This is a genomic window from Demequina sp. NBRC 110051, assembly GCF_002090055.1.
In the GTDB taxonomy this organism is placed as follows: Bacteria; Actinomycetota; Actinomycetes; order Actinomycetales; family Demequinaceae; genus Demequina.
This window is the reverse complement of record NZ_BBRH01000012.1, coordinates 145,590-164,520: the sequence shown is the minus strand read 5'-3', so window position 1 is coordinate 164,520 and position 18,931 is coordinate 145,590. Positions and strand designations below refer to the sequence as shown.

Genomic DNA, 18,931 nt, shown 5'->3' with positions numbered 1-18,931 from the left:
GCCCCATGAGCGCCATCATCGAGATCGACCGCCTGAGCTTCCGCTACCCCGGAGCCGAGCGCGACAGCCTGCGCAACGTCTGCCTCACCATCGAGGAGGGCGACTTCGTGGCCGTGATCGGCGGCAACGGCTCGGGGAAGACCACCCTGTGCAAGACACTCAACGGGCTGGTGCCGCACTACTGGGAGGGCGACTTCGCGGGCGAGGTCCGCGTGGACGGCGTGGACACCTACGAGTCCTCCGTTGCCGCCCTGTCGTCCACCGTAGGCTATGTTTACCAGGACTTTCAGAACCAGCTGGTGCGCCCGCGCGTGCGCGACGAGATCGAGTTCGGCCCCACCAACTTCGGCATGTCCGACTACGCCGAGCGTGCCCAGCAGGCCATGGAGATGCTGGGCATCGCCCACCTCGCGGATCGGTTCGTGTGGCAGCTCTCGGGCGGCCAGGCCCACCTGACCGCGCTAGCGTCCGTGCTCGCGATGCGTCCGCGCATCATCGTGGTCGACGAGCCCGTGGCCGAGGTCGACCCCGCCGGCGCCCACGCCTTGTATGAACGCCTCACGGAGCTCAACCAGGTCCACGGCATCACCGTCATCGTGATCGAGCATCACGCCGAATTCATCGCGCAATACGCGAAGTCCGTGGTGCTCATGGACGACGGGGCGCCCGTGTGGCACCTGCCCGCGCCACAGGCCGCCGCCCGTGCGGCCGAGCTCGCGTCCCACGGCATCCCGGCCCCTCAGATCGTCGCCGCGTGCGAGGGGCTCGACCTCGCGGCCGCGCCGCGCACCGTGGAGGAGGCGGCCGCCGTGCTGCGCACCGCCGGCGCACGCCAGCGGGATTCCTGGACGGCCGATGCCGTGGCCGGCTCGGTTCCCCGTCTCGCCTCGTCCGAGGTGGACCCGGCCCGTACGGATGGCGACGAGCGCCGCCCGGTCGCGGTCGCATCGGCCGTCTCCCATGGCTATCGCTCCGTGGCGGGCGACCTCCTTCCGGTGCTGAGCGGCGTGGACCTCACCATCCGCGCGGGCGACCGCGTGGCGCTCGTGGGCGGCAACGGCGCCGGGAAGTCCACGCTGATGCGGCTGCTGTGCGGGCTGCAGGTGCCGCGCGGGGGATCGGTGACGCTCGACGGGATCGACACCAAAAAGTCGTCGGCGACAAGGCTCGCCGAGCACGCCGCGTATCTCTTTCAGCGGCCCGAGCAGATGTTCCTCAAGGACTCGATCCGCGCCGACGTGAGGCTTTTCCCTGCGGGGCGGAAGCGCGACGACGCCGATGCGCTCGTGGACCGCGTGCTCGATCGCGTGAGGCTCAGCGACTTTGCCGACCGCGATGGCCGCACCCTGTCGGGTGGTCAGCAACGCCGCGCGACGCTGGCCATCGGCCTCGCGATGACGCCCTCGCTGCTGCTGGCCGACGAGCCCACCGCCTCGCTCGACGTGGCCAGCCGCGACTCGGTCATCGCGATGCTCGACGAGCTTTCCGGGGCGATTGCCGCCGCCGTGGTCGCAACACATGACATGCACCTGGTCGCGGAATGGGCCACGCGCGTGATCGTCCTGGGAGGAGGGGGAGTGCTCGCGGACGTGACGCCCCTCGAGTTGTTCTCGTCCGATGCGTTGTTGGAGGGCGCACGCGTGGTGCCGCCGCAGATCACGGCGCTGGGGCGTGCGCTGGGCATTTCGCCTGCTCCGCTCTCCGTCGCTCAGTGGCGTGAGGCCGTCGCGCTCACGGACGCCGCCGCCCGGATGGAGGTGCGCGCATGAGCCGCAAGACCAGGGACGTCCTGTCCGTCGAGTGGGTGAAGCTCGAGCTGATCCGCACCGCGTATGCGACCCGCGGCGGGCTGTTCGCCAAGATGGATCCGCGCATGGTGATCAGCTGGTACCTGATCCTCGCGGTGGTGCCGTGGCTCACGCACGACCTGGTGACGATCATCGCGCTGTTCGGGCTCACCGCGGTCTCCGCGGCGCTCGCACGCGTGGGGCCGCTAGTGCTGGGCCTGTTCCTCATCGGATTCGTCACCGATTTTGCGTACGCGTTTGGCGCGGCATGGGTCTTTGGCGGCGACCACGAGACGGCCCTCGCGCTCGTCGAGATCACCCTGAAGCTCGCGACCGTGTCACTCGCGTCGATCGCGGCGTTCGTGTCGCTCGACCCCGAGGAGCTCAGCACGGGGCTGCTCGCATGGAAGGCGCCCGAGCTGCTCGCGTTCGGCGTCTCGTATGGCTATCGCATGATGCCGATCCTGTTCGAGGAGTTCGGGACGGTGTTCACGGGTCTGCGGCTGCGCAGCCCGCAGGGGCCGCGAGGGTTCCTGGGGATGAGGGCGCTATGGCGCTGGGGGACGTGGGCCGTCCAGGCGTTCTATCCGATCTTCCTCAACACCGCGAAGTCGGTGCGCACCACGGTTGAGTCCTTGGAGACGCGCGGGTTCACGGCCGCGCAGGGGCGGGAGCTGCGGATCGCGCAGTTGCGGATCGGAGCGCTCGACGTGGCCGTCGTGGCCGTGACCCTGGTGGCCGTGGTGGGCGCATTCGAGCTGGGAGCGGTCGTCACCATCGCGTGATCCGGTGAGTGCACCGCCTATCCTGAGCCTTCGAGACTGGCCTCAGGAGGACGCACATGAGCCACGCCACGGACATCACGGTCATCGCCACCGGCGGTACGATCGACAAGGAGTACCTGCTCTCGGGCGACCTTGCGGTAGGGGAGCCGGCCGCGACGCGCATCCTGCACACGATGGTGCCTTCGGTGACCGTGCGGGTGGTCGGGGTGCTCGCGATCGACAGCCGTGACATGACCGACGCGGACCGCGAGGTGCTCGCGCGGGAGGTGGCGGTGGCCGATGCGAAGGCCGTCGTGATTACTCACGGCACCGACACCATGGCGGACACGGCACAGTACTTGGCCGCGCGGGTGGCGGACGGCGTGACCGTGGTGCTCACCGGCGCTTTGCGTCCCGAGACGGTGGCCGGGACCGATGCGCACGTGAACCTGGGGTTCGCGCTCGCGGCCGCTCAGCTGGCGGGTCCCGGCGTCTATGTGGCTATGGGTGCACGGCTGTTCACCGCGGGTGCGGTCCGCAAGGATCTCGCGACGGGGGCGTTTGTCGCGATCGAGGGCTGAGTCCGCTTCCCAGGAGCCGATGGCTGCCCGCATCGGGTCGAAGCCGGGCACTCAGTGGCTCACGGGGTTGAGGTGAGCGCCTACGTCACCGTGCCCAGCTGCCAGGGAACGAATTCGTCTGAACCGAGGTCCAATTCCTCGGACACCGTCTGCTCGCCGGACGCGACGGCGAGGATCTTCTCGAAGATCTCCCGCCCCACCTGCTCCAAGGAGGCCGTGCCGTCGACGATGCGGCCGGCGTTGAGGTCCATGTCCTCGCGCATGCGCTCAAAGGTCTCGGTGTTGGTGGCCACCTTGATCGATGGCGAGGGCTTGCAGCCCAGCACCGAGCCGCGCCCCGTGGTGAAGACCACGACGGTCGCCCCGCCCGCGACGAGCCCTGTCACGGACACCGGGTCATAGCCGGGCGTGTCCATGAACGTCAGCCCAGGCAGGTCGATCTTCTCCGCGTACTCGCGCACCGCGACCAGCTCCGACGAGCCCGACTTCGCGACCGCGCCGAGCGACTTCTCGAGGATGGTGGTGAGTCCGCCGGCCTTGTTGCCAGGTGAGGGGTTGTTGTCGAGCGTGCCCCCGCCCTGTTCTGCGTATTTCTCCCACCATCGCAGACGGGCGACCAGGGCATCGGCCACGTCCCGCGACACCGCGCGGCGCAGCAGCAGGTGCTCGGCGCCGTAGACCTCGGGCGTCTCGGCGAGCGCCGAGCGCCCTCCCTGGGCGATGAGCATGTCGCTCGCGAAACCCAGCGCAGGGTTGGCGGTGATGCCGCTATACCCGTCCGACCCTCCACAGTTGGTGCCCAAGACCAGGGCCGATGCAGGGGCCGTCTCCCGTCGTAGCGCCTCGACGCCCGGCAGCATCGCCTCGATCGCGGTCACGCCCGCGCGCACGGTGGCGCGAATGCCGCCGGTCTCCTGAATAGTGAGTGTGCTCACTGGCAGGTCGTCGCGCAGGGCGACGCCGTCAAGGATGGTGGCTGCGGGCAGCATCTCGCAACCCAGGCCCAGCACCAGGAGTCCGGCCATGTTGGGGTGGGAGGCGTAGCCCTGCAGCGTGCGGCGGGTGATCTGCGCGCCCTCGCTCGTGGGGACCAGGCCGCAGCCCGTGTCGTGCGTCAGCGCAACCACCCCGTCCACGTGCGGATAGGCATCCAAGACGGGCCCGCGGAACTGATCCGCGATCATGCGTGCGGTGGACGCCGAGCAGTTCACCGACGTCACGATGCCGATGTAGTTCCTGGTGCCCCACGAGCCGTCCGAGCGGCGGTACCCCTCGAAGGTGCGTTGCTCGGTGGCGGGCACGGTGGGGCGGCGGTCCACGCCCACCTCGATCTCGCGCTCGCCGTCGTCCATGCCCAGGTTGTGGGCGTGCACGTGTGCGCCGGCCCGGATCGGCACCGTGGCACGCCCGATGACTTGCCCGTACTTGCGCACGGGGTCTCCCTCGGCGATGTCCCTGAGAGCCACCTTGTGGCCGCGTGCAACGTTCGAGCCGACGGTGATGTCGCCGTGAGGCGCGCCCGCGAGCACCGTGCCCCCGGAGAGGTCCCGCGTCGCGACGGCGACGTCGTCGCCCTCGGCAAGCACGATGGTGACGTCGGCAAAATCCAGGGCCTGTGCGGTGGCTGGCTCGGTCATACCGTCACCCCCTCGAGGTCGGCGACGGCGGATCTCACCGCGGCACGGAAACGGTCGTCGTCAGCGACGTCGGCCGGGAAGATCCCGCTGCCGTCGATGAGCCTGTCGGCGAGGGAATCGAGCGGCCCAGCGGCGAGCTCGCCGAGCAGATTTGCCAGCGGGTCGTCGAGGTCCACGCGCCGCTCTGCCACCTCGAGCCGCCCAGCGCTGGTCTCGCGCACGTAGAGCATCCACGCGGCCACGGCCCGGGCGATGGCGTGCGGCACCGTGCCCGCCGCGAGCCTGTCGCGGGCGGTGGCGAGGAAGCGGATGGGGAGCTTCTGGGAGCCGTCCATCGCGATTTGGACGGTGGTGTGGCCGATCGCCGCATTGGCGAAACGCTCGAGCACGGACTCGCGGTAGGCGGCGAGATCGATCTCGCTGACCTGTCCCAGTGACGGGATGGCGTCCTCGTCGATGAGCGCGCGCGCGAAGGCGTGGAGTTCGGGGTCGGCGACGGCATCCGCGATCAGCTCGTGGCCGCGCAGGGCTCCCAGATAGGCCAGCGCCGAGTGGGTGCCGTTGAGGATGCGGAGCTTGGTGTGCTCGTAGGGGCCAACGTCGTCGGTGAGCTGGGCACCGGCCCGTTCCCACTCAGGACGCGGTCCCGCGAAGCGATCCTCGATGACCCACTGCATGAACGGCTCGGCCACCACGAGTCCGGCGTCCGTGGCGCCAAGCAAGCCCTGCGCGGTGGCGCGGTGGGCGTCGGTGGTGGCGGGCACGATGCGGTCGACCATGGTGGCCGGGAACGTGACGGCGGCGCGCAGCCAGTCGCCGAAGCCGGACGCTGCCGCCGCGGGGCATGCCTCCACGATCGCGTGGACGAGCCTCTCCACCTGGGGGCCGTTGTCCATCAGGTTGTCGCACACGAGCACCGTGACCGGCTCGCCGCCCGCGTGCCAACGATGCGCGAGGCCGCGGAGCAAGAGCCCCACGGCGCTACGGGAGGTGACGGACGCATCGGCCGCCCCGTCGAGCTCGCGCGCCAGGAGGTCGAGGTCGAAGGCGAGTGAGGCATCGGCCATATCCGGGCCGCCGCCGGCGGCGCGCCGGTAGCCCTTCTCGGTGACGGTGAGCGACACGATGTGGGTGGTCGGTGCCACGACGGCGGCGAGCACGTCCGCGGTCTGCTCGGCGGGGAACAGGACGTCGCGCACCTGGCCAATGAGGTCCAGCCGCGTGCCGTGATCCGACAGCTCGAGCACGCCGTAGAGGCCGTCCTGCGGTGCGAGTTGGTCGCGCACGCCCGCGCTGCGCTGCGTGACGCCCACGATGCCCCAGCGCGCGTCTCCGGTCGCGCCCGCGGCGGCCTGGGTGAAGACGGCCTGGTGTGCGCGGTGAAAGGCGCCGATGCCCAGATGCACGATGCCTGGGGGCGCTGTGCGGTCGGGCAGCGCCGGGGCGGCGACGCTGGCCGGGAGCCCAGCCGCGGTGAGCGCGTCGAGGGTGGCGGTGGACAGGCGGGGCAGTGACGTCATTGTCAGCCTTTCAGGGGTAAGGCGGCGGGGCCGGTCGAGTCGCGGACGACGAGTTCGACGGGCAGGCGCACGGTGGGAGGCTCGGCCGCGGCGTCGAGTCCGTCGAGCAGGGTGGTGGCCTCGTGGCCGGCCCGGGTGAGGGGAAGGGCCACGGTGGTGAGGGCGGGGGAGACGTAGGCCGCGGCCGGGATGTCGTCGAAGCCGATGACCGACACGTCGCCCGGCACGGACAGGCCGCGCGCGTGTAGTCGGGCCATGACGCCCAGGGCCACGAGGTCGTTGTACGCCAGCACGGCGGTGGCGCCGGCGGCGATCACGAGGTCGGCGGCGGCCACGCCGCCCTGGTGGATGGGGCGCTGGCCGCCCACGTCCACGATCTCGAGCCCCGCGACCTCGGTGAGGGCCGCACGGCGGCGCGCGTCCGACCAGGACGTCGACGGCCCTCCCACGTAGGCCACCCGGGTGTGGCCCAGGGCGCGCAGGTGCGCAAGTGCGGCGTGGACGCCGCTCGCGACATCGAAGCTCACCGACGCCAGCCCCGCGACCTCGCGGTTGACGACGACGACGGGTCCGCGTGCGGCGGCGTCGCGAATCTCGTCTTCGGGCATGCGGGGTGAGCACAGCAGGAGGCCGCCCACATTGGGTTGAAGATCGTCGACGATCTCGCGCTCGGCGCGCACGTCCTCGTCGGTATCGGCGACCAGGACCGAGCGGTGGGCGCCGCGGGCCTGGGACTGCACGCCCTTGGCGACGGTCGCGAAGAAGGGGTTGGCGAGGTCGGGGACCACCAGGCCGATGTGGCCGCTGCGCCCCGACGCGAGGGCCTGGGCGGAGCGGTTGGGGCGATAGCCCAGGCGCTCGGCGGCCTCGAGCACGCGGTGGCGGCGCTCCATGGAGACGGACGCGGGCGTGCTGAGCGCGCGCGAGGCGGTGGCGGGGGAGACGCCGGCGGCGACGGCGACGTCCTGCAGCGTGGCCATGGGCGCCTCCCTTCGCGGCCGGTGCGAACCACCCCATCATGACATAGGAGTTTTCATTTTGGTAAGCGCTTGCCGCAAGCGCCCGAGCGTGAGAGAGTGGGATTCGAGCCGTGAAAGCGCATTCAAGATTTTCATGGCACCGTGCACGCCAACCAGGACGAGGAGGTCCAGGTGACCGCCACCACCACGCCGCTCGACACTCTCCACGACGACCGGCTGCTGCCCGCACAGCCCGAGGAACGCGCCATCGCCCGCGAGTTGTTCGCCGCCACGCGGGCACTCCCGATCGTGTCGATGCACGGCCACGTCGACGCGGGCATGCTCGCCGACAACCGGCCCTTCGGCGATCCCGCCTCGCTGCTCGTCATCCCCGACCACTACCTGGTGCGCATGCTCATCTCGCAGGGCGTGCCCCACGACGCGCTGGGAGTGCCCCGGCGCGACGGCCAGCCCGTCGAGACCGACGCCCGTGAGATCTGGCGAGCCTTCGCCTCACGCTGGAAGCTGTTCCGCGGCACTCCCACGCGGATCTGGATGGAGCACGTCCTCGAGGAAGTCCTCGGAGTGACCTCGCGCCTCAGTGCCGACAACGCCGACGAGACGTTCGACGCGATCTCGGCGCGTCTGGCCGAGCCCGGCTTCCGCCCCCTCGCGCTCCTCGACAGCCTCAACATCGAGATCCTCGCGACCACCGACGCCGCCGACGATCCCCTCGCCTCCCACGCCCGGCTCGCGGCCGACGGCTACGGCGAGCGCGTGGTGCCCACCTTCCGGCCCGATGCCGTCGTCAACCTCGACCGCCCCGACTGGCTCGCCAACGTCCGCGCCATGGGGGAGCGGGCCGGCGTCGACATCGTCAACTACGCGACCTACATCGAGGCGATTGAGTCGCGCCGCGCGGCCTTCGTCGCGGCCGGCGCCCGCGCCACGGACCACGGCCACCTCTACGCAGAGACCACGCCACTCAGCCCCACCCAGGCCGACCGGATCCTCCAGGGGGCCCTCGCCGGAAAGGTGGATACGGCATCGGCCCGCACCTTTGCAGGCCACATGCTCACCGAGATGGCGCGGATGTCCTGCGAAGACGGTCTCGCCATGCAGCTGCATCCCGGCGTGCTGCGCGACTACGACGCGCGGGTGTTCGCCGAGCGCGGTCCGGACGTGGGTTACGACATCCCCGTCCCGATCGACCACGCGCGAGCCCTCAGGCCCCTGCTCAACCTCTATGGCCACGACCCGCGCCTCACGCTGGTGCTTTTCACCGTGGACGAGGACGTCTTCGGCCGCGAGCTCGCGCCGCTCGCCGGGGTGTACCCGGCCGTGCGGCTGGGGGCGCCGTGGTGGTTCTTGGATACGCCCGATGCCATGCGCCGCTTCCGTGACACCGTCACCGATACCGCGGGCTTCTACAACACGGCCGGCTTTGTCGACGATACGAGGGCGTTTCTGTCGATTCCTGCCAGGCACGACGTCGCCAGGCGCATCGATGCCGGCCACCTTGCTCACCTGGTTGCCGAGCATCGGCTGTCCCTCGAGGAGGCGGCCGAAACGGCCGTGGACCTCGCCTACGAGATTCCTCGCGCCGTCTACCCGGCCCTGAACCGCTGACCCCGATTGGATCCCACCGCCGTGACCCAGGTTGCCGACCAGAACCCCACCGCCCCGCCGCGCCGCGAGCCCGCCGGCGGTCCCAGCCCGCTCGTGATGCCGGTCTTCGCCGAGCCGAGCCCCGACCGTCCGCGCACGCGCTACGCCGTCATCGGCACCGGCCACCGCGCCGGCATGTACGTGGATGCGATCACGGGCGACCATGCGGACGTCGCCCAGATCGTCGCCTGGCTGGACCGCAACCCCGGTCGCATCGAGTACTACGACGGCGTGGCCGGCGCTTGCACCGGCGACGGGCCCGCGGGACTGCCGCGCTACGACGCGGACGGCCTTGAAGCGATGATCGCCGAGCAGGCGGTCGACACCGTCATCGTCACCACCATCGACGCGACCCACGCCGAGATGGTGGACCGGGCCATGCGCGCGGGCGCGAACGTGGTGGTCGAAAAGCCGCTCACCACGACGGCCGAGGGCTGCCAGACCATCACGTCCGCCGTCGCGGACACGGGCCGCGACCTCGTCATGACGTTCAACTACCGCTACGCGCCGCGCAACTCGACGCTGCGGGAGGTCATCGCTTCCGGCCGGATCGGTCGCGTCACGTCGGTGCATTTTGAATGGGCGCTCGACACCGTGCACGGCGCCGACTACTTCCGCCGCTGGCACCGCAACAAGGCCAACTCGGGCGGGCTGCTCATCCATAAGTCCTCCCACCACTTTGACCTGGTGAACTGGTGGCTGGGTGACGTCCCCGAGCGCGTATACGCCCGCGGCGGGCTCAAGTTCTACGGTGGCGACAACGCCCGCGCTCGCGGCCTGGGCGAGCGCCCGTCGCGAGGCACCGGTGCCGAGGGTGACCCCTTCTCGCTGGACCTGCGCGACGACCCGCGTCTCGAGGAGCTCTACCTCAAGTCCGAGCACCACGACGGCTACATCCGCGACCGCGACGTGTTCGACGACGGCATCGATATCGAGGACAACCTCGCACTCGTCGTCGACTACCGCTCGGGCGCCGTCATGACCTATTCGCTCAACGCCCACGCGCCCTGGGAGGGCTACCGGGTGACGGTGAACGGCACGGAAGGGCGCGCGGAGCTGGAGGTCATCGAGCGCGGCGCGGTGATTGCCGACGAGGACGGGCACGTCACGCTCGACCCGTCTGCGACGCCCGAGGGCGTCGCCACCCAGTCACTGCGCCCCGAGGGTGACCGCCTGGTGGTCCAGCGGCACTGGGAGGCTCCTGTCGAGGTCGAGATTCCCGCGGGCATCGGCGGCCACGGCGGAGGCGACGCGATCCTCCTGATGGAGGTCTTCCGCCGCGACCTGCTCATCGGCGAGGACCCGCTGCGCCGCGCCGCCGGGTACCGCGACGGCCTGCGCGCCGTGTCGGTCGGCATCGCCGGTAACCAGTCGCTGCGCACCGGCCAGCCGGTCGACATCGCCGCGCTCGACCTGGGGGAGGAACTGTGAGCGACGTGCTGGCTCGCCTGGGCGAGCACCGGTTGGTGCCGGTGGTGGTGATGGATTCGGCGTCGGATGCGTCGGGTGTGGCCGATGCGTTGGTCGCCGGGGGTTTGCCGGTGGCGGAGGTGACGTTTCGTACGGCGGCGGCGGCTGAGTCGATCCGGGTGATGGCTGCGCGTGGTGACATGGTCGTGGGTGCCGGGACGGTGTTGACGGCCTCTCAGGTGGATGAGGCGGCCGATGCGGGGGCGTCGTATGTGGTCTCGCCTGGACTGTCGCGGTCTGTCGTGGAGCGGTGCGCCGAGCGTGGGGTGCTGGCTCTGCCGGGTGCGGTGACCGCGTCCGAGGTGATGGCGGCCCTCGACATGGGTGTGACGACGGTGAAGTTCTTCCCGGCCGCGACCAGCGGCGGTGCGGCGGCGGTGAAGGCGCTGGCCGCGCCGTTCAAGGACGTGCGGTTTGTGCCGACGGGTGGGATCGGTCCGAAGAACCTTCACGAATATCTGTCGATTCCGGCGGTGCATGCGGTGGGTGGCTCGTGGATGGTGCCCAGGGGCCTGATCGCCGCCGGTGATTTTGATGAGGTGCAGCGGTTGACGGCCGAGGCCGTCGCGCTGGCGGGCAAGGAGGCCCTCGTATGAGCGTGGTCAATGTCAAATCTGCATCCGAGTGCCGCTTTGATGCGGTCTCCCTAGGCGAGGTGATGCTCAGGCTCGACCCCGGTGAGGGTCGCATCCGCACGGCCAGGCAGTTCACGGCCTGGGAGGGTGGCGGCGAGTACAACGTGTCACGCGGCCTGGCCCGCGCGTTCGGGTATCGCACGGGAATTGTGACGGCGTTGGCGGATAACGAGGTCGGCCACCTCGTGGCGAACCTCATCCTGGCCGGCGGAGTCGACATCAGCAACGTCATCTGGAAGTCGTATGACGGTATCGGCCGGTCGGTGCGCAACGGACTGAACTTCACCGAGCGCGGGTTCGGAGTACGCGGCGCGGTCGGGGTGTCGGATCGCGGTCACACGGCTGCCAGTCAACTGTCGGCCGAGGATGTGGACTTCGATCATCTTTTCGGCACGCTCGGCGTGCGGTGGCTTCACACCGGCGGCATCTATGCCGCCCTGTCGGACACGGCCGCCGAGACCGTGATCGCCGCCGTTGAGGCCGCCCACCGCCACGGCACCGTCGTCTCGTATGACCTGAACTATCGACCTTCTTTGTGGAAGGCGATCGGTGGCAAGGAGCGTGCCCAGGAAGTCAACCGGGCCATCGCCCCGCATGTGGACGTCATGATCGGTAACGAGGAAGACTTCACCGCGAGCCTCGGATTCGGGGTCCCTGGAGTCGACGAGAACCTGGCTGAACTGGACGTGGCCGGCTTCGAGTCCATGATCACCACTGCCGCCGAGGCGTTCCCGAACTTCCAGGTCATCGCCACGACCATGCGTGGCGTGAAGTCCGCCACGGTCAACGACTGGGGTGCCCTGGCCTGGTCGAAGGACTCCGGCGTCGTGCGCGCCACCCAGAGGGACGGGCTCGAGATCCTCGACCGTGTGGGAGGCGGCGACTCCTTCGCGTCCGGCCTGATCCACGGCCTGCTTGAGGGCGAAACCCTGCAACGCTCAGTCGACCTTGGTGCCGCCCACGGCGCCCTCGCCATGACCACCCCCGGCGACACCACGATGGCCACCAAAGCCGAAGTCCACAAACTCGCCGCCGGAGGCGGCGCCCGCGTCGACCGCTAAACCCGGACCGCGAAGCCAGCGACGACATCGGCCGTCGCAACGCCTGAACTGAGCGCAAACCCGTGACGAAGTGACGGTGATCTGAGCGACACGCCGGCTCAGGCACGCCGCGTACCGGAGTGTCGGGCGGAAGACCGTCACTTCGTGACACGGGCGGCGGCTCAGCGCGCGGCGGAGTGCGCTCGTGCCCGGGTCTAGAATCTTTTGGCCCGCCAGCACGGCGTCGACATGCCACGCACAGGCGACGCACGGGACCAACGGCGCACACCAAGCGCCCTGGAAGGCGGTGCAATAGAAGAGGCTCACCCGGCCTCACCCGCATCGATACGAGGATCACCCATGCTCTTTTCCCGCTCCACCGTCTCCGCACTGGCCGTTGCAGGCTTCGGCGCCGTCCTTCTCGCGGGGTGCGCCCCGGCGAGCGAGGCCGAGTCGAGCCCGACCGCGTCGACCAGCCCGGCAGCCGAGCAGAGCGTCAACGTGGGCGACGTCGTTGCCGACGTCAAGACGCTCACTGGCTGCGAGACCTTCGGTGGCACCTGGGCCGGCGGCAAGGTCGCAGGCGAGGACGTCGTCGCCGCGTGGGAGTACACCTGCGACGTGGACGGCGATGGCACCGTCGAGACCACCCTCGCGATCTACGACACCGCCGAGGACCAGGAGGCCGACCTGGCCGTGCGCGAGGCCGACTCGGCCGACACCGCGCTGCTCGAGGCCGACGGCTACACGATCACCACGACCGACTCGTCGCACTTCCAGACCTTCGAGGGCGACGGCCTGACCGTGGCACGCGAGCTTCCCGCCGCGTAACTCACACCAGACAGACGAAAGGGGCCCGCCGTCGCGGGCCCCTTTCGCTTCCTCCCCCTAGGACGCGGCGCGCTTCTTCGCCGGCGCCCTGAGAGCCCCCGAAGGAGAGGCTGGGGTCCACGGGGCGAGCGAGCGCAGCTGGGTGACGTGGCCGGGGTCGAGCTCGGCCACGGATGCCACTCCCAGGAGCTTCATGGTGCGCACAATCTCGGTGCGCAGGATTTCGATGGTGCGGTCCACGCCCTCGCGTCCGCCCGCCATCAAGCCGTACAGGTAGGCGCGGCCCACGAGCGTGAAGTCGGCGCCCATCGCCAGGGCGGCCACGACATCGGCCCCCGACATGATGCCGGTGTCGAGGATGATCGTGGCGTCGGGACCCACAGCGGACCGCACCGACGGGAGCAGGTGGAACGGCACAGGCGCGCGGTCCAGCTGGCGCCCGCCGTGATTCGACAGCACAATCCCGTCCACACCGAGATCCATGACGCGGCGAGCGTCGTCGACCGTCTGGATGCCCTTGACGACCACCTTGCCGGGCCACTGGTCACGGATCCACGCGAGGTCATCGAAGTCGACGGTGGGGTCGAACAGCGCGTTGAGCAGCTCGCCGATGGTGCCGTTCCATTCGGACAACGACGCAAACGTGAGCGGCTCGGTGGTGAGGAAGTTCCACCACCACTCGGGGCGCGGGATGGCGTTCAGCACCGTCGCGGGCGTGAGTTGCGGGGGGATCGTGAACCCGTTGTACGAGTCGCGCAGGCGAGCCCCGGCCACGGGCACGTCCACGGTGACGAGCAGAGTGTCGAAGCCGGCCTCCGCGGCGCGGGAGACCAGCGACATCGACTTGTCCCGGTCCTTCTGCATGTACAGCTGGAACCAGTTGCGGCCGTCGGGGTTGGCCTCGCGCACGCCCTCGGGCGAGGTGGTGCCCACCGTCGACAGCGAGAACGGGATGCCGGCCGCGCCCGCGGCAGAGGCCCCGGCGCGCTCGCCCTCGGCGTGCATCATGCGCGTGAAGCCGGTGGGCGCGATGCCGAAAGGCAGCGCGGACACACCGCCCAGGATCTCCACCGACGTGTCCACGGAGGACACGTCGCGAAGGATCGCGGGGTGGAACTCGATGTCGCGGAAGGCCTGGCGGGCGCGGCCCAGCGACAGCTCGAACTCCGCGGCGCCGTCGGTGTAGTCGAACGCGCCCTTGGGGGTGCGGCGCTTCGCGATGGCGCGCAGGTCCTCGATCCGGTGTGCCTTGGCCAGGCGCCGGGCGCGGCCGTTGGGTTCGAAGCCCTTGAACCGCATCAGCGGGGCCAGGTCGGCGGGACGCGGGACGCGTCGCTCCATCTTCATCGGGTGCCTCCCTGAGGCTCGTGCGTGCGGACGTTTTGGGTGCGCGCTACGAGGTCGCGCAGGGATTCGATGCTCTCACCGGTCGCGCCGAGCGAGCGCGCCTGGACCAGCACGTTGCCCAGCGCGGTCGCCTCGACGGGGCCCGCCACGACGGGCAGGCCGGACCTGTCCGCCGTGCGCTGGCACAGCAGCTCGTTGAGCGAGCCGCCGCCGGTCAGGTGGATGGTGTCGACGGCCTGGCCGGACAGCCGCGAGGCCTCGGCCACGGCATCGGCGAACGCCACCGCGAGCGACTCGATGATGCAGCGGGCCATCTCGGCCTTCGACGACGGGACCGGCAGAGCGCGCTCCGCGAGCCACGAGGAAACCCGTGCCGGCATGTCGCCCGGCGCCATGAAGACATCGTCGTTCGCGTCGAACACGGCGACGTCGCCGCCCACCGCGGCGGCCTCGGCGAGCAGTCGCTCGAGGTTCACGCTCTCGCCCGCGCGCTCCCACGTCCGGATGGTCTCGCTCAGCAGCCACAGGCCCATGACGTTGTGCAGGAACCGCGTGCGGCCATCGACGCCGCCCTCGTTGGTGAAGTTCGCCTCGCGCGCCGCGTCGGTCAGCACGGGCGCCTCGGTCTCGACGCCCACCAGGCCCCACGTGCCGCAGGAGATGTAGGCGCCGCCGGTCTCGCGCATGGGCGTCGCCAGGACGGCCGATGCCGTGTCGTGGCTTCCCACGGCCGTCACCGGGGTGATGGTCTCTAGCCCGGTCGCCTCGGCGACGGACGGCAGCAGGGGGCCGATGCGGTCGCCGGGGGAGACGAGGTCCGCGAGCAGGCCGGCGGGGAGGCCGAGGGCCTCCACCAGGGACAGGTCCCACTCGCGCGCGGCGACGTCGAGCAGCCCCGTCGTGGAGGCGTTGGTGCGTTCCGCGACCTGCCGGCCCGTCATCCAATACGCCAGCAGGTCGGGCACCAGCAGCATGCGGTCGGCAAGCCCCAGCACCGCGGGGTCCTCCGCCGCCAGCTGGTACGCGGTGTTGAAGGGCAGGAACTGCAGACCATTGCGCGCGTAGAGGCTGGGGAAGCCCACGCGCGCATGCACGGCCTCTACCCCCGCGTCGCAGCGCGCGTCGCGGTAGTGAAACGGTTCGCCGAGCGTCCGGCCGCCGCGCAGCAGCGCGTAGTCCACGGCCCACGAGTCGATGCCCACCGAGGCGATGCCTGGCTCCCAGGCGTGCGCGTCGCGCAGTCCCGACAGCGCCGCGCGATAGAGCGCCTGGGCGTCCCAGTGCAGGCCGTCGGGGAGGGCCACGGGGCCGTTGGGGAAGCGCGCCAGTTGGCGCAGGCGAAGTGCGTCCCGGCCCACGTGGCCCACCATGACCCGGCCGCTCGTGGCACCCAGGTCGACGGCGGCGACGGCGACGGCGCCGCCGACCACGCCGCCAGCCCGGGTGGAAGCCCCCGTCATCGCAGGAATGCCGCCGCCACGCCCGCGTCCACCGGCACGTGCAGGCCGGTCGTGTGGGTCATGTCGGGGCCCGTGAGGACGGCTGCCGCGTTCGCGACGTGCTCGGGGAGCACCTCGCGCTTCAAAATCGTGCGCTGGGCGTAGAACTCGCCGAGGTTCTCCTCGTCGATGCCGTAGGTCTTGGCGCGGTTGGCTCCCCAGCCGCCGGCGAAGATGCCGGAGCCGCGCACCACGCCGTCGGGGTTGATGCCGTTGACCTTGATGCCGAACTGCCCCAGTTCCACCGCGAGCAGGCGCACCTGGTGGGCCTGGTCCGCCTTGGTCGCGGAGTACGCGATGTTGTTGGGGCCGGCGAACACCGAGTTCTTGGAGGCGATGTAAAGCACGTCACCGCCCATCTCCTGGTCAATCATCACGCGCGCCGCGGCCTGCGAGACCAGGAACGATCCCTTCGCCATGACGTCGTGCTGGAGGTCCCAGTCGCGCTCGGTGGTCTCGAGCAGTGGCTTTGACAGCGACAGGCCCGCGTTGTTGACAATGAGGTCCACTCCGCCGAACGCGAGGACGGCCTCGTCGATGGCCGCGGCCACGGCATCGGCCTTGCTCACGTCAATCTGGACGCCCACCGCGACGTCCGTGGAGCCCAGTTCTGCCGCCGCCGCGACCGCCTTGTCGAGGTCGAGGTCGGCGATGACCACGCATGCGCCCTCGGCCGCGAGGCGGGTCGCGATGGCCTTGCCGATGCCGGACGCGGCGCCCGTGACGAACGCGACGCGGGTGGCGTGGCTCTTCGGCTTGGGCATGCGCTGGAGTTTGGCCTCCTCGAGCGCCCAGTACTCGATGCGGAATTTTTCCGCGTCGGAGATGGGCGTGTAGGTGGACAGCGACTCGGCGCCGCGCATGACGTTGATGGCGTTGATGTAGAACTCGCCGGCCACGCGCGCGGTCTGCTTGTTCGCGCCGAAGGAGAACATGCCCACGCCGGGCACCAGCACGATGAGCGGGTCCGCGCCGCGGATCGCGGGGGAGCGCTCATCGGCGTGCGCCTCGTAGTAGGCCTGGTAGTCCGCGCGGTAGGCCTCGTGCAGCTCCTTCAGCCGAGCCTTGGCGTCCTCGACCGAGGCGTCGGCGGGAAGGTCGAGCACCATCGGCTTGACCTTGGTGCGCAGGAAGTGGTCGGGGCAGGACGTGCCGAGCGACGCCAGGCGCGGGTGTTCGGCGCGCGACAGGAAGTCGAGCACCACGTCCGCGTCGGTGAAGTGGCCCACCATGGGCTTGTCGGTCGAGGCGATGCCACGGATCGTGGGGGCCAACGCGGCGGCCTTGGCGCGGCGCTCGTTGGCCGCCAAGGCACCGTAACCCTCGAGTGACGCCCCGAACGGCTCGGCCTTCCCGTTCGCCTCGATGTACGCGGCGGCGGTGTCGATGATGTGCTGCGAGCGCTCCTCGCACTCGTCGGACGTGTCGCCCCACGCCGTGATGCCGTGGCCGCCCAGGATGCAGCCGATCGCCTGCGGGTTGGCCTCCTTGATCTCCGCGATGTCGAGGCCCAGCTGGAAGCCCGGGCGGCGCCACGGCACCCACACCACGGCGTCGCCGAAGATCTCGCGGGTCAGCGACTCCCCGTCCGCGGCGGTCGCGATCGCGATGCCCGAGTCGGGGTGCAGGTGGTCGACGTGGCTCGCGTCGACCAGGCCGTGCATGGCGGTGTCGATCGACGGCGCCGCGCCACCCTTGCCGTGCAGGCAGTAGTCGAACGCCGCGACCATCTCGTCCTCGCGCTCGATGCCGGGGTAGACGTCCACGAGCGCGCGCATGCGGTCTAGGCGCAGCACCGCGAGGCCGGACTCCTTGAGCGTGCCCAGGTCGCCGCCGGAGCCCTTGACCCACAGCAGCTCGGTGGACTCGCCCGTCACGGGGTCGGTCTCGGAGCCCTTCGCGGACGTGTTGCCGCCCGCGTAGTTGGTGTTCTTGGGGTTGGAGCCCAGGCGGTTGGAGCGGGTGATGAGGTCATGGGCGACGGGGTTCGTCATGATCGTCCTTCGAGGTAGTCAGCGGGTCTCGCCTGCGAGCCAGGCGAGGACGGTCGTGAGGGTGCGCTCCGCGTGGGGGAGCTCGGGGTGGTTGAGGTGGCCGTGCGTGGTGCCCGGCTCGACGGCATAGGTGACGTCCGCGCCCGCGGCGGCCAGTTCCGCGGCAAACGTCTCGCCCATGGCCCTGAGGTCGTCGGCGTCGCCATCGATGATGAGCGTGCGCGGCATGCCCGTGAGGTCATGACCGCCGGGGAACGCGTACGGGTCGGCCAGCAGTGCGGCGTCGCCTACGTAGTGCAGGTTCATCGCGGCGACCTTGGAGGGGCGGAACCGCCGGCCCTCGGGGGCCTTGACGACGGCCGATGCCGCTTCCGGGCTCGCGCTCGGCAGGCTCGCGTGGGTGACGGGGTAGGCCAGGTACAGGTCCGTGGGCTTGGTGGCGCCGGTCTGGGCGGCCTCGCGCGCCAGTCGCAGCGCGACGCCCGCGGCGATGTTGCCACCCGCGCTCGCGCCGCCCAGCACCAGGGCGCCTGCGTCGACGCCGAGGCCCGCGGCGCTCGCGGCCATCCACGCCACCGCGGCGAGGACGTCCTCGTGCGCGGCGGGAAATCGCTGCTCACCGGCGGCGGTGACCAGCCGATAGTCGACCGACAGCACCACGTGACCGGCGCCCGCGAAGCGGCGCGCCACGGCATCGGCCTCCGGCATGTCCAGGTCGCCGTGGACAAAGCCGCCCCCGTGACACCAGACGATGCCGCGAGAGCCCACCACGGCATCGGCCGGTCGATAGAGGCGGGCCGGGACGGCGCCGTCGATGCGGACGTCCTCGACGGTGAGCGTGGCGGCGGTCACGCGAGGCCCGCCTCGTTCAGCTGGGTCTCGAGGTGGAAGACCTCGGGCAACTGCGGCGCGCCCTGGTCGGGGCGGTCGCCGTCGAGGGAGACGAAGAACGGCGCCATGGTCTGCTCCCAGCGCGCCGTGCGCGGGTCCGCGCCGAGGGCCGCGGCCGAGGCGGCGTCGTCATCGGTCTCGTAGACGCCCACCAGGAGCCCGGTGGGGGACAGGAACAGCGAGTAGTCGCGCCGGCCCGCGTCGCGGATGGCCTCGAGCATCTCGGGCCAGACGGCCCGGTGCGCCTCGACATACTCGTCGAGCCGCGCCGGGTCCACCTGGAGCGTGAAGCAGATGCGGGGCATCGC

16 protein-coding genes are annotated in these 18,931 nt (G+C 70.6%); 8 read left to right on the top strand and 8 right to left on the bottom strand.

Annotated elements, in window-relative coordinates; genetic code table 11:
* The first annotated feature begins 5 nt into the window (after positions 1-5).
* Genes B7K20_RS07315 through B7K20_RS07305 form a run of 3 tightly spaced genes read left to right on the top strand, consistent with a single transcriptional unit; the run spans position 6 to position 3,132 of the window.
* Positions 6-1,769, top strand: a complete 1,764-nt coding sequence (locus B7K20_RS07315) for an ABC transporter ATP-binding protein (RefSeq protein ID WP_084101864.1) — start codon at positions 6-8, stop codon at positions 1,767-1,769.
* Positions 1,766-2,572: an energy-coupling factor transporter transmembrane protein EcfT gene (locus B7K20_RS07310; RefSeq protein ID WP_084101863.1), complete on the top strand. Its 807-nt coding sequence runs from the start codon at positions 1,766-1,768 to the stop codon at positions 2,570-2,572. The genes B7K20_RS07315 and B7K20_RS07310 overlap by 4 nt, the downstream gene beginning before the upstream one ends.
* A gap of 56 nt (positions 2,573-2,628) precedes the next feature.
* Entirely contained in the window at positions 2,629-3,132 is a 504-nt protein-coding gene (locus B7K20_RS07305; protein WP_084101862.1) for an asparaginase domain-containing protein, read from the top strand.
* Positions 3,133-3,212: 80 nt separating this feature from the next.
* On the opposite strand, the gene B7K20_RS07300 is transcribed toward B7K20_RS07305, so the two are convergent.
* From B7K20_RS07300 to B7K20_RS07290, 3 genes are read right to left on the bottom strand one after another with little or no spacing between them, the layout of a single operon-like run.
* Complete coding sequence (locus B7K20_RS07300; protein WP_084101861.1) at positions 3,213-4,769, bottom strand: UxaA family hydrolase; 1,557 nt, start codon at positions 4,767-4,769, stop codon at positions 3,213-3,215.
* A complete protein-coding gene (locus B7K20_RS07295) occupies positions 4,766-6,289 on the bottom strand; it encodes a mannitol dehydrogenase family protein (RefSeq protein WP_084101860.1) in 1,524 nt (507 codons plus the stop codon). The genes B7K20_RS07300 and B7K20_RS07295 overlap by 4 nt, the downstream gene beginning before the upstream one ends.
* A 2-nt stretch (positions 6,290-6,291) precedes the next feature.
* On the bottom strand, positions 6,292-7,269 hold the full coding sequence (locus B7K20_RS07290; protein ID WP_084101859.1) for a LacI family DNA-binding transcriptional regulator: 978 nt from the start codon (positions 7,267-7,269) through the stop codon (positions 6,292-6,294).
* A 141-nt stretch (positions 7,270-7,410) separates the two neighbouring features.
* Here B7K20_RS07290 and uxaC point away from each other — a divergent pair, with 141 nt between their 5' ends.
* The 5 genes from uxaC (at position 7,411) to B7K20_RS07265 (ending at position 12,892) form a co-directional block, all read left to right on the top strand.
* The gene (gene uxaC / locus B7K20_RS07285; RefSeq protein ID WP_234985752.1) at positions 7,411-8,877 is read left to right on the top strand and encodes a glucuronate isomerase; all 1,467 of its coding nucleotides are present in this window, start codon (positions 7,411-7,413) and stop codon (positions 8,875-8,877) included.
* 96 nt (positions 8,878-8,973) lie between these two features.
* Positions 8,974-10,347 carry a Gfo/Idh/MocA family protein gene (locus tag B7K20_RS07280; protein WP_084101910.1) on the top strand — a complete coding sequence of 458 codons (1,374 nt, stop codon included), beginning with the start codon at positions 8,974-8,976 and terminating at the stop codon, positions 10,345-10,347.
* Positions 10,344-10,982, top strand: coding sequence for a bifunctional 4-hydroxy-2-oxoglutarate aldolase/2-dehydro-3-deoxy-phosphogluconate aldolase (gene eda / locus B7K20_RS07275; RefSeq protein ID WP_084101858.1), 639 nt, complete (start codon positions 10,344-10,346; stop codon positions 10,980-10,982). The genes B7K20_RS07280 and eda overlap by 4 nt, the downstream gene beginning before the upstream one ends.
* The gene (locus B7K20_RS07270; RefSeq protein WP_084101857.1) at positions 10,979-12,082 is read left to right on the top strand and encodes a sugar kinase; all 1,104 of its coding nucleotides are present in this window, start codon (positions 10,979-10,981) and stop codon (positions 12,080-12,082) included. Before eda ends, B7K20_RS07270 begins: the two co-directional genes overlap by 4 nt.
* Before the next feature lie 339 nt (positions 12,083-12,421).
* Entirely contained in the window at positions 12,422-12,892 is a 471-nt protein-coding gene (locus B7K20_RS07265) for a hypothetical protein (protein WP_084101856.1), read from the top strand.
* Between the two features lie 57 nt (positions 12,893-12,949).
* On the opposite strand, the gene B7K20_RS07260 is transcribed toward B7K20_RS07265, so the two are convergent.
* From B7K20_RS07260 to B7K20_RS07240, 5 genes are read right to left on the bottom strand one after another with little or no spacing between them, the layout of a single operon-like run.
* Positions 12,950-14,233 (bottom strand): alpha-hydroxy acid oxidase, encoded by a 1,284-nt coding sequence (locus B7K20_RS07260; RefSeq protein ID WP_084101909.1) that lies wholly within the window; start codon positions 14,231-14,233, stop codon positions 12,950-12,952.
* Positions 14,234-14,235: 2 nt separating this feature from the next.
* Positions 14,236-15,699, bottom strand: coding sequence for a rhamnulokinase family protein (locus B7K20_RS07255; RefSeq protein ID WP_084101855.1), 1,464 nt, complete (start codon positions 15,697-15,699; stop codon positions 14,236-14,238).
* Positions 15,696-17,732: a bifunctional rhamnulose-1-phosphate aldolase/short-chain dehydrogenase gene (locus B7K20_RS07250; protein ID WP_084101854.1), complete on the bottom strand. Its 2,037-nt coding sequence runs from the start codon at positions 17,730-17,732 to the stop codon at positions 15,696-15,698. Before B7K20_RS07250 ends, B7K20_RS07255 begins: the two co-directional genes overlap by 4 nt.
* 18 nt (positions 17,733-17,750) lie before the next feature.
* Positions 17,751-18,584, bottom strand: a complete 834-nt coding sequence (locus B7K20_RS07245) for an alpha/beta hydrolase fold domain-containing protein (protein ID WP_084101853.1) — start codon at positions 18,582-18,584, stop codon at positions 17,751-17,753.
* Entirely contained in the window at positions 18,581-18,928 is a 348-nt protein-coding gene (locus B7K20_RS07240; protein ID WP_084101852.1) for an L-rhamnose mutarotase, read from the bottom strand. The genes B7K20_RS07245 and B7K20_RS07240 overlap by 4 nt, the downstream gene beginning before the upstream one ends.
* Positions 18,929-18,931: the final 3 nt, after the last annotated feature.

Excerpts from the sequence above, each read along its gene's own strand:
- B7K20_RS07315 (WP_084101864.1), top strand. The coding sequence starts at position 6 with ATGAGCGCCATCATCGAGATCGACCGCCTGAGCTTCCGCTACCCCGGA.
- B7K20_RS07310 (WP_084101863.1), top strand. The coding sequence starts at position 1,766 with ATGAGCCGCAAGACCAGGGACGTCCTGTCCGTCGAGTGGGTGAAGCTC.
- B7K20_RS07305 (WP_084101862.1), top strand. The coding sequence starts at position 2,629 with ATGAGCCACGCCACGGACATCACGGTCATCGCCACCGGCGGTACGATC.
- B7K20_RS07300 (WP_084101861.1), bottom strand. The coding sequence starts at position 4,769 with ATGACCGAGCCAGCCACCGCACAGGCCCTGGATTTTGCCGACGTCACC.
- B7K20_RS07295 (WP_084101860.1), bottom strand. The coding sequence starts at position 6,289 with ATGACGTCACTGCCCCGCCTGTCCACCGCCACCCTCGACGCGCTCACC.
- B7K20_RS07290 (WP_084101859.1), bottom strand. The coding sequence starts at position 7,269 with ATGGCCACGCTGCAGGACGTCGCCGTCGCCGCCGGCGTCTCCCCCGCC.
- B7K20_RS07280 (WP_084101910.1), top strand. The coding sequence starts at position 8,974 with ATGCCGGTCTTCGCCGAGCCGAGCCCCGACCGTCCGCGCACGCGCTAC.
- B7K20_RS07270 (WP_084101857.1), top strand. The coding sequence starts at position 10,979 with ATGAGCGTGGTCAATGTCAAATCTGCATCCGAGTGCCGCTTTGATGCG.
- B7K20_RS07265 (WP_084101856.1), top strand. The coding sequence starts at position 12,422 with ATGCTCTTTTCCCGCTCCACCGTCTCCGCACTGGCCGTTGCAGGCTTC.
- B7K20_RS07260 (WP_084101909.1), bottom strand. The coding sequence starts at position 14,233 with ATGGAGCGACGCGTCCCGCGTCCCGCCGACCTGGCCCCGCTGATGCGG.
- B7K20_RS07255 (WP_084101855.1), bottom strand. The coding sequence starts at position 15,699 with ATGACGGGGGCTTCCACCCGGGCTGGCGGCGTGGTCGGCGGCGCCGTC.
- B7K20_RS07250 (WP_084101854.1), bottom strand. The coding sequence starts at position 17,732 with ATGACGAACCCCGTCGCCCATGACCTCATCACCCGCTCCAACCGCCTG.
- B7K20_RS07240 (WP_084101852.1), bottom strand. The coding sequence starts at position 18,928 with ATGCCCCGCATCTGCTTCACGCTCCAGGTGGACCCGGCGCGGCTCGAC.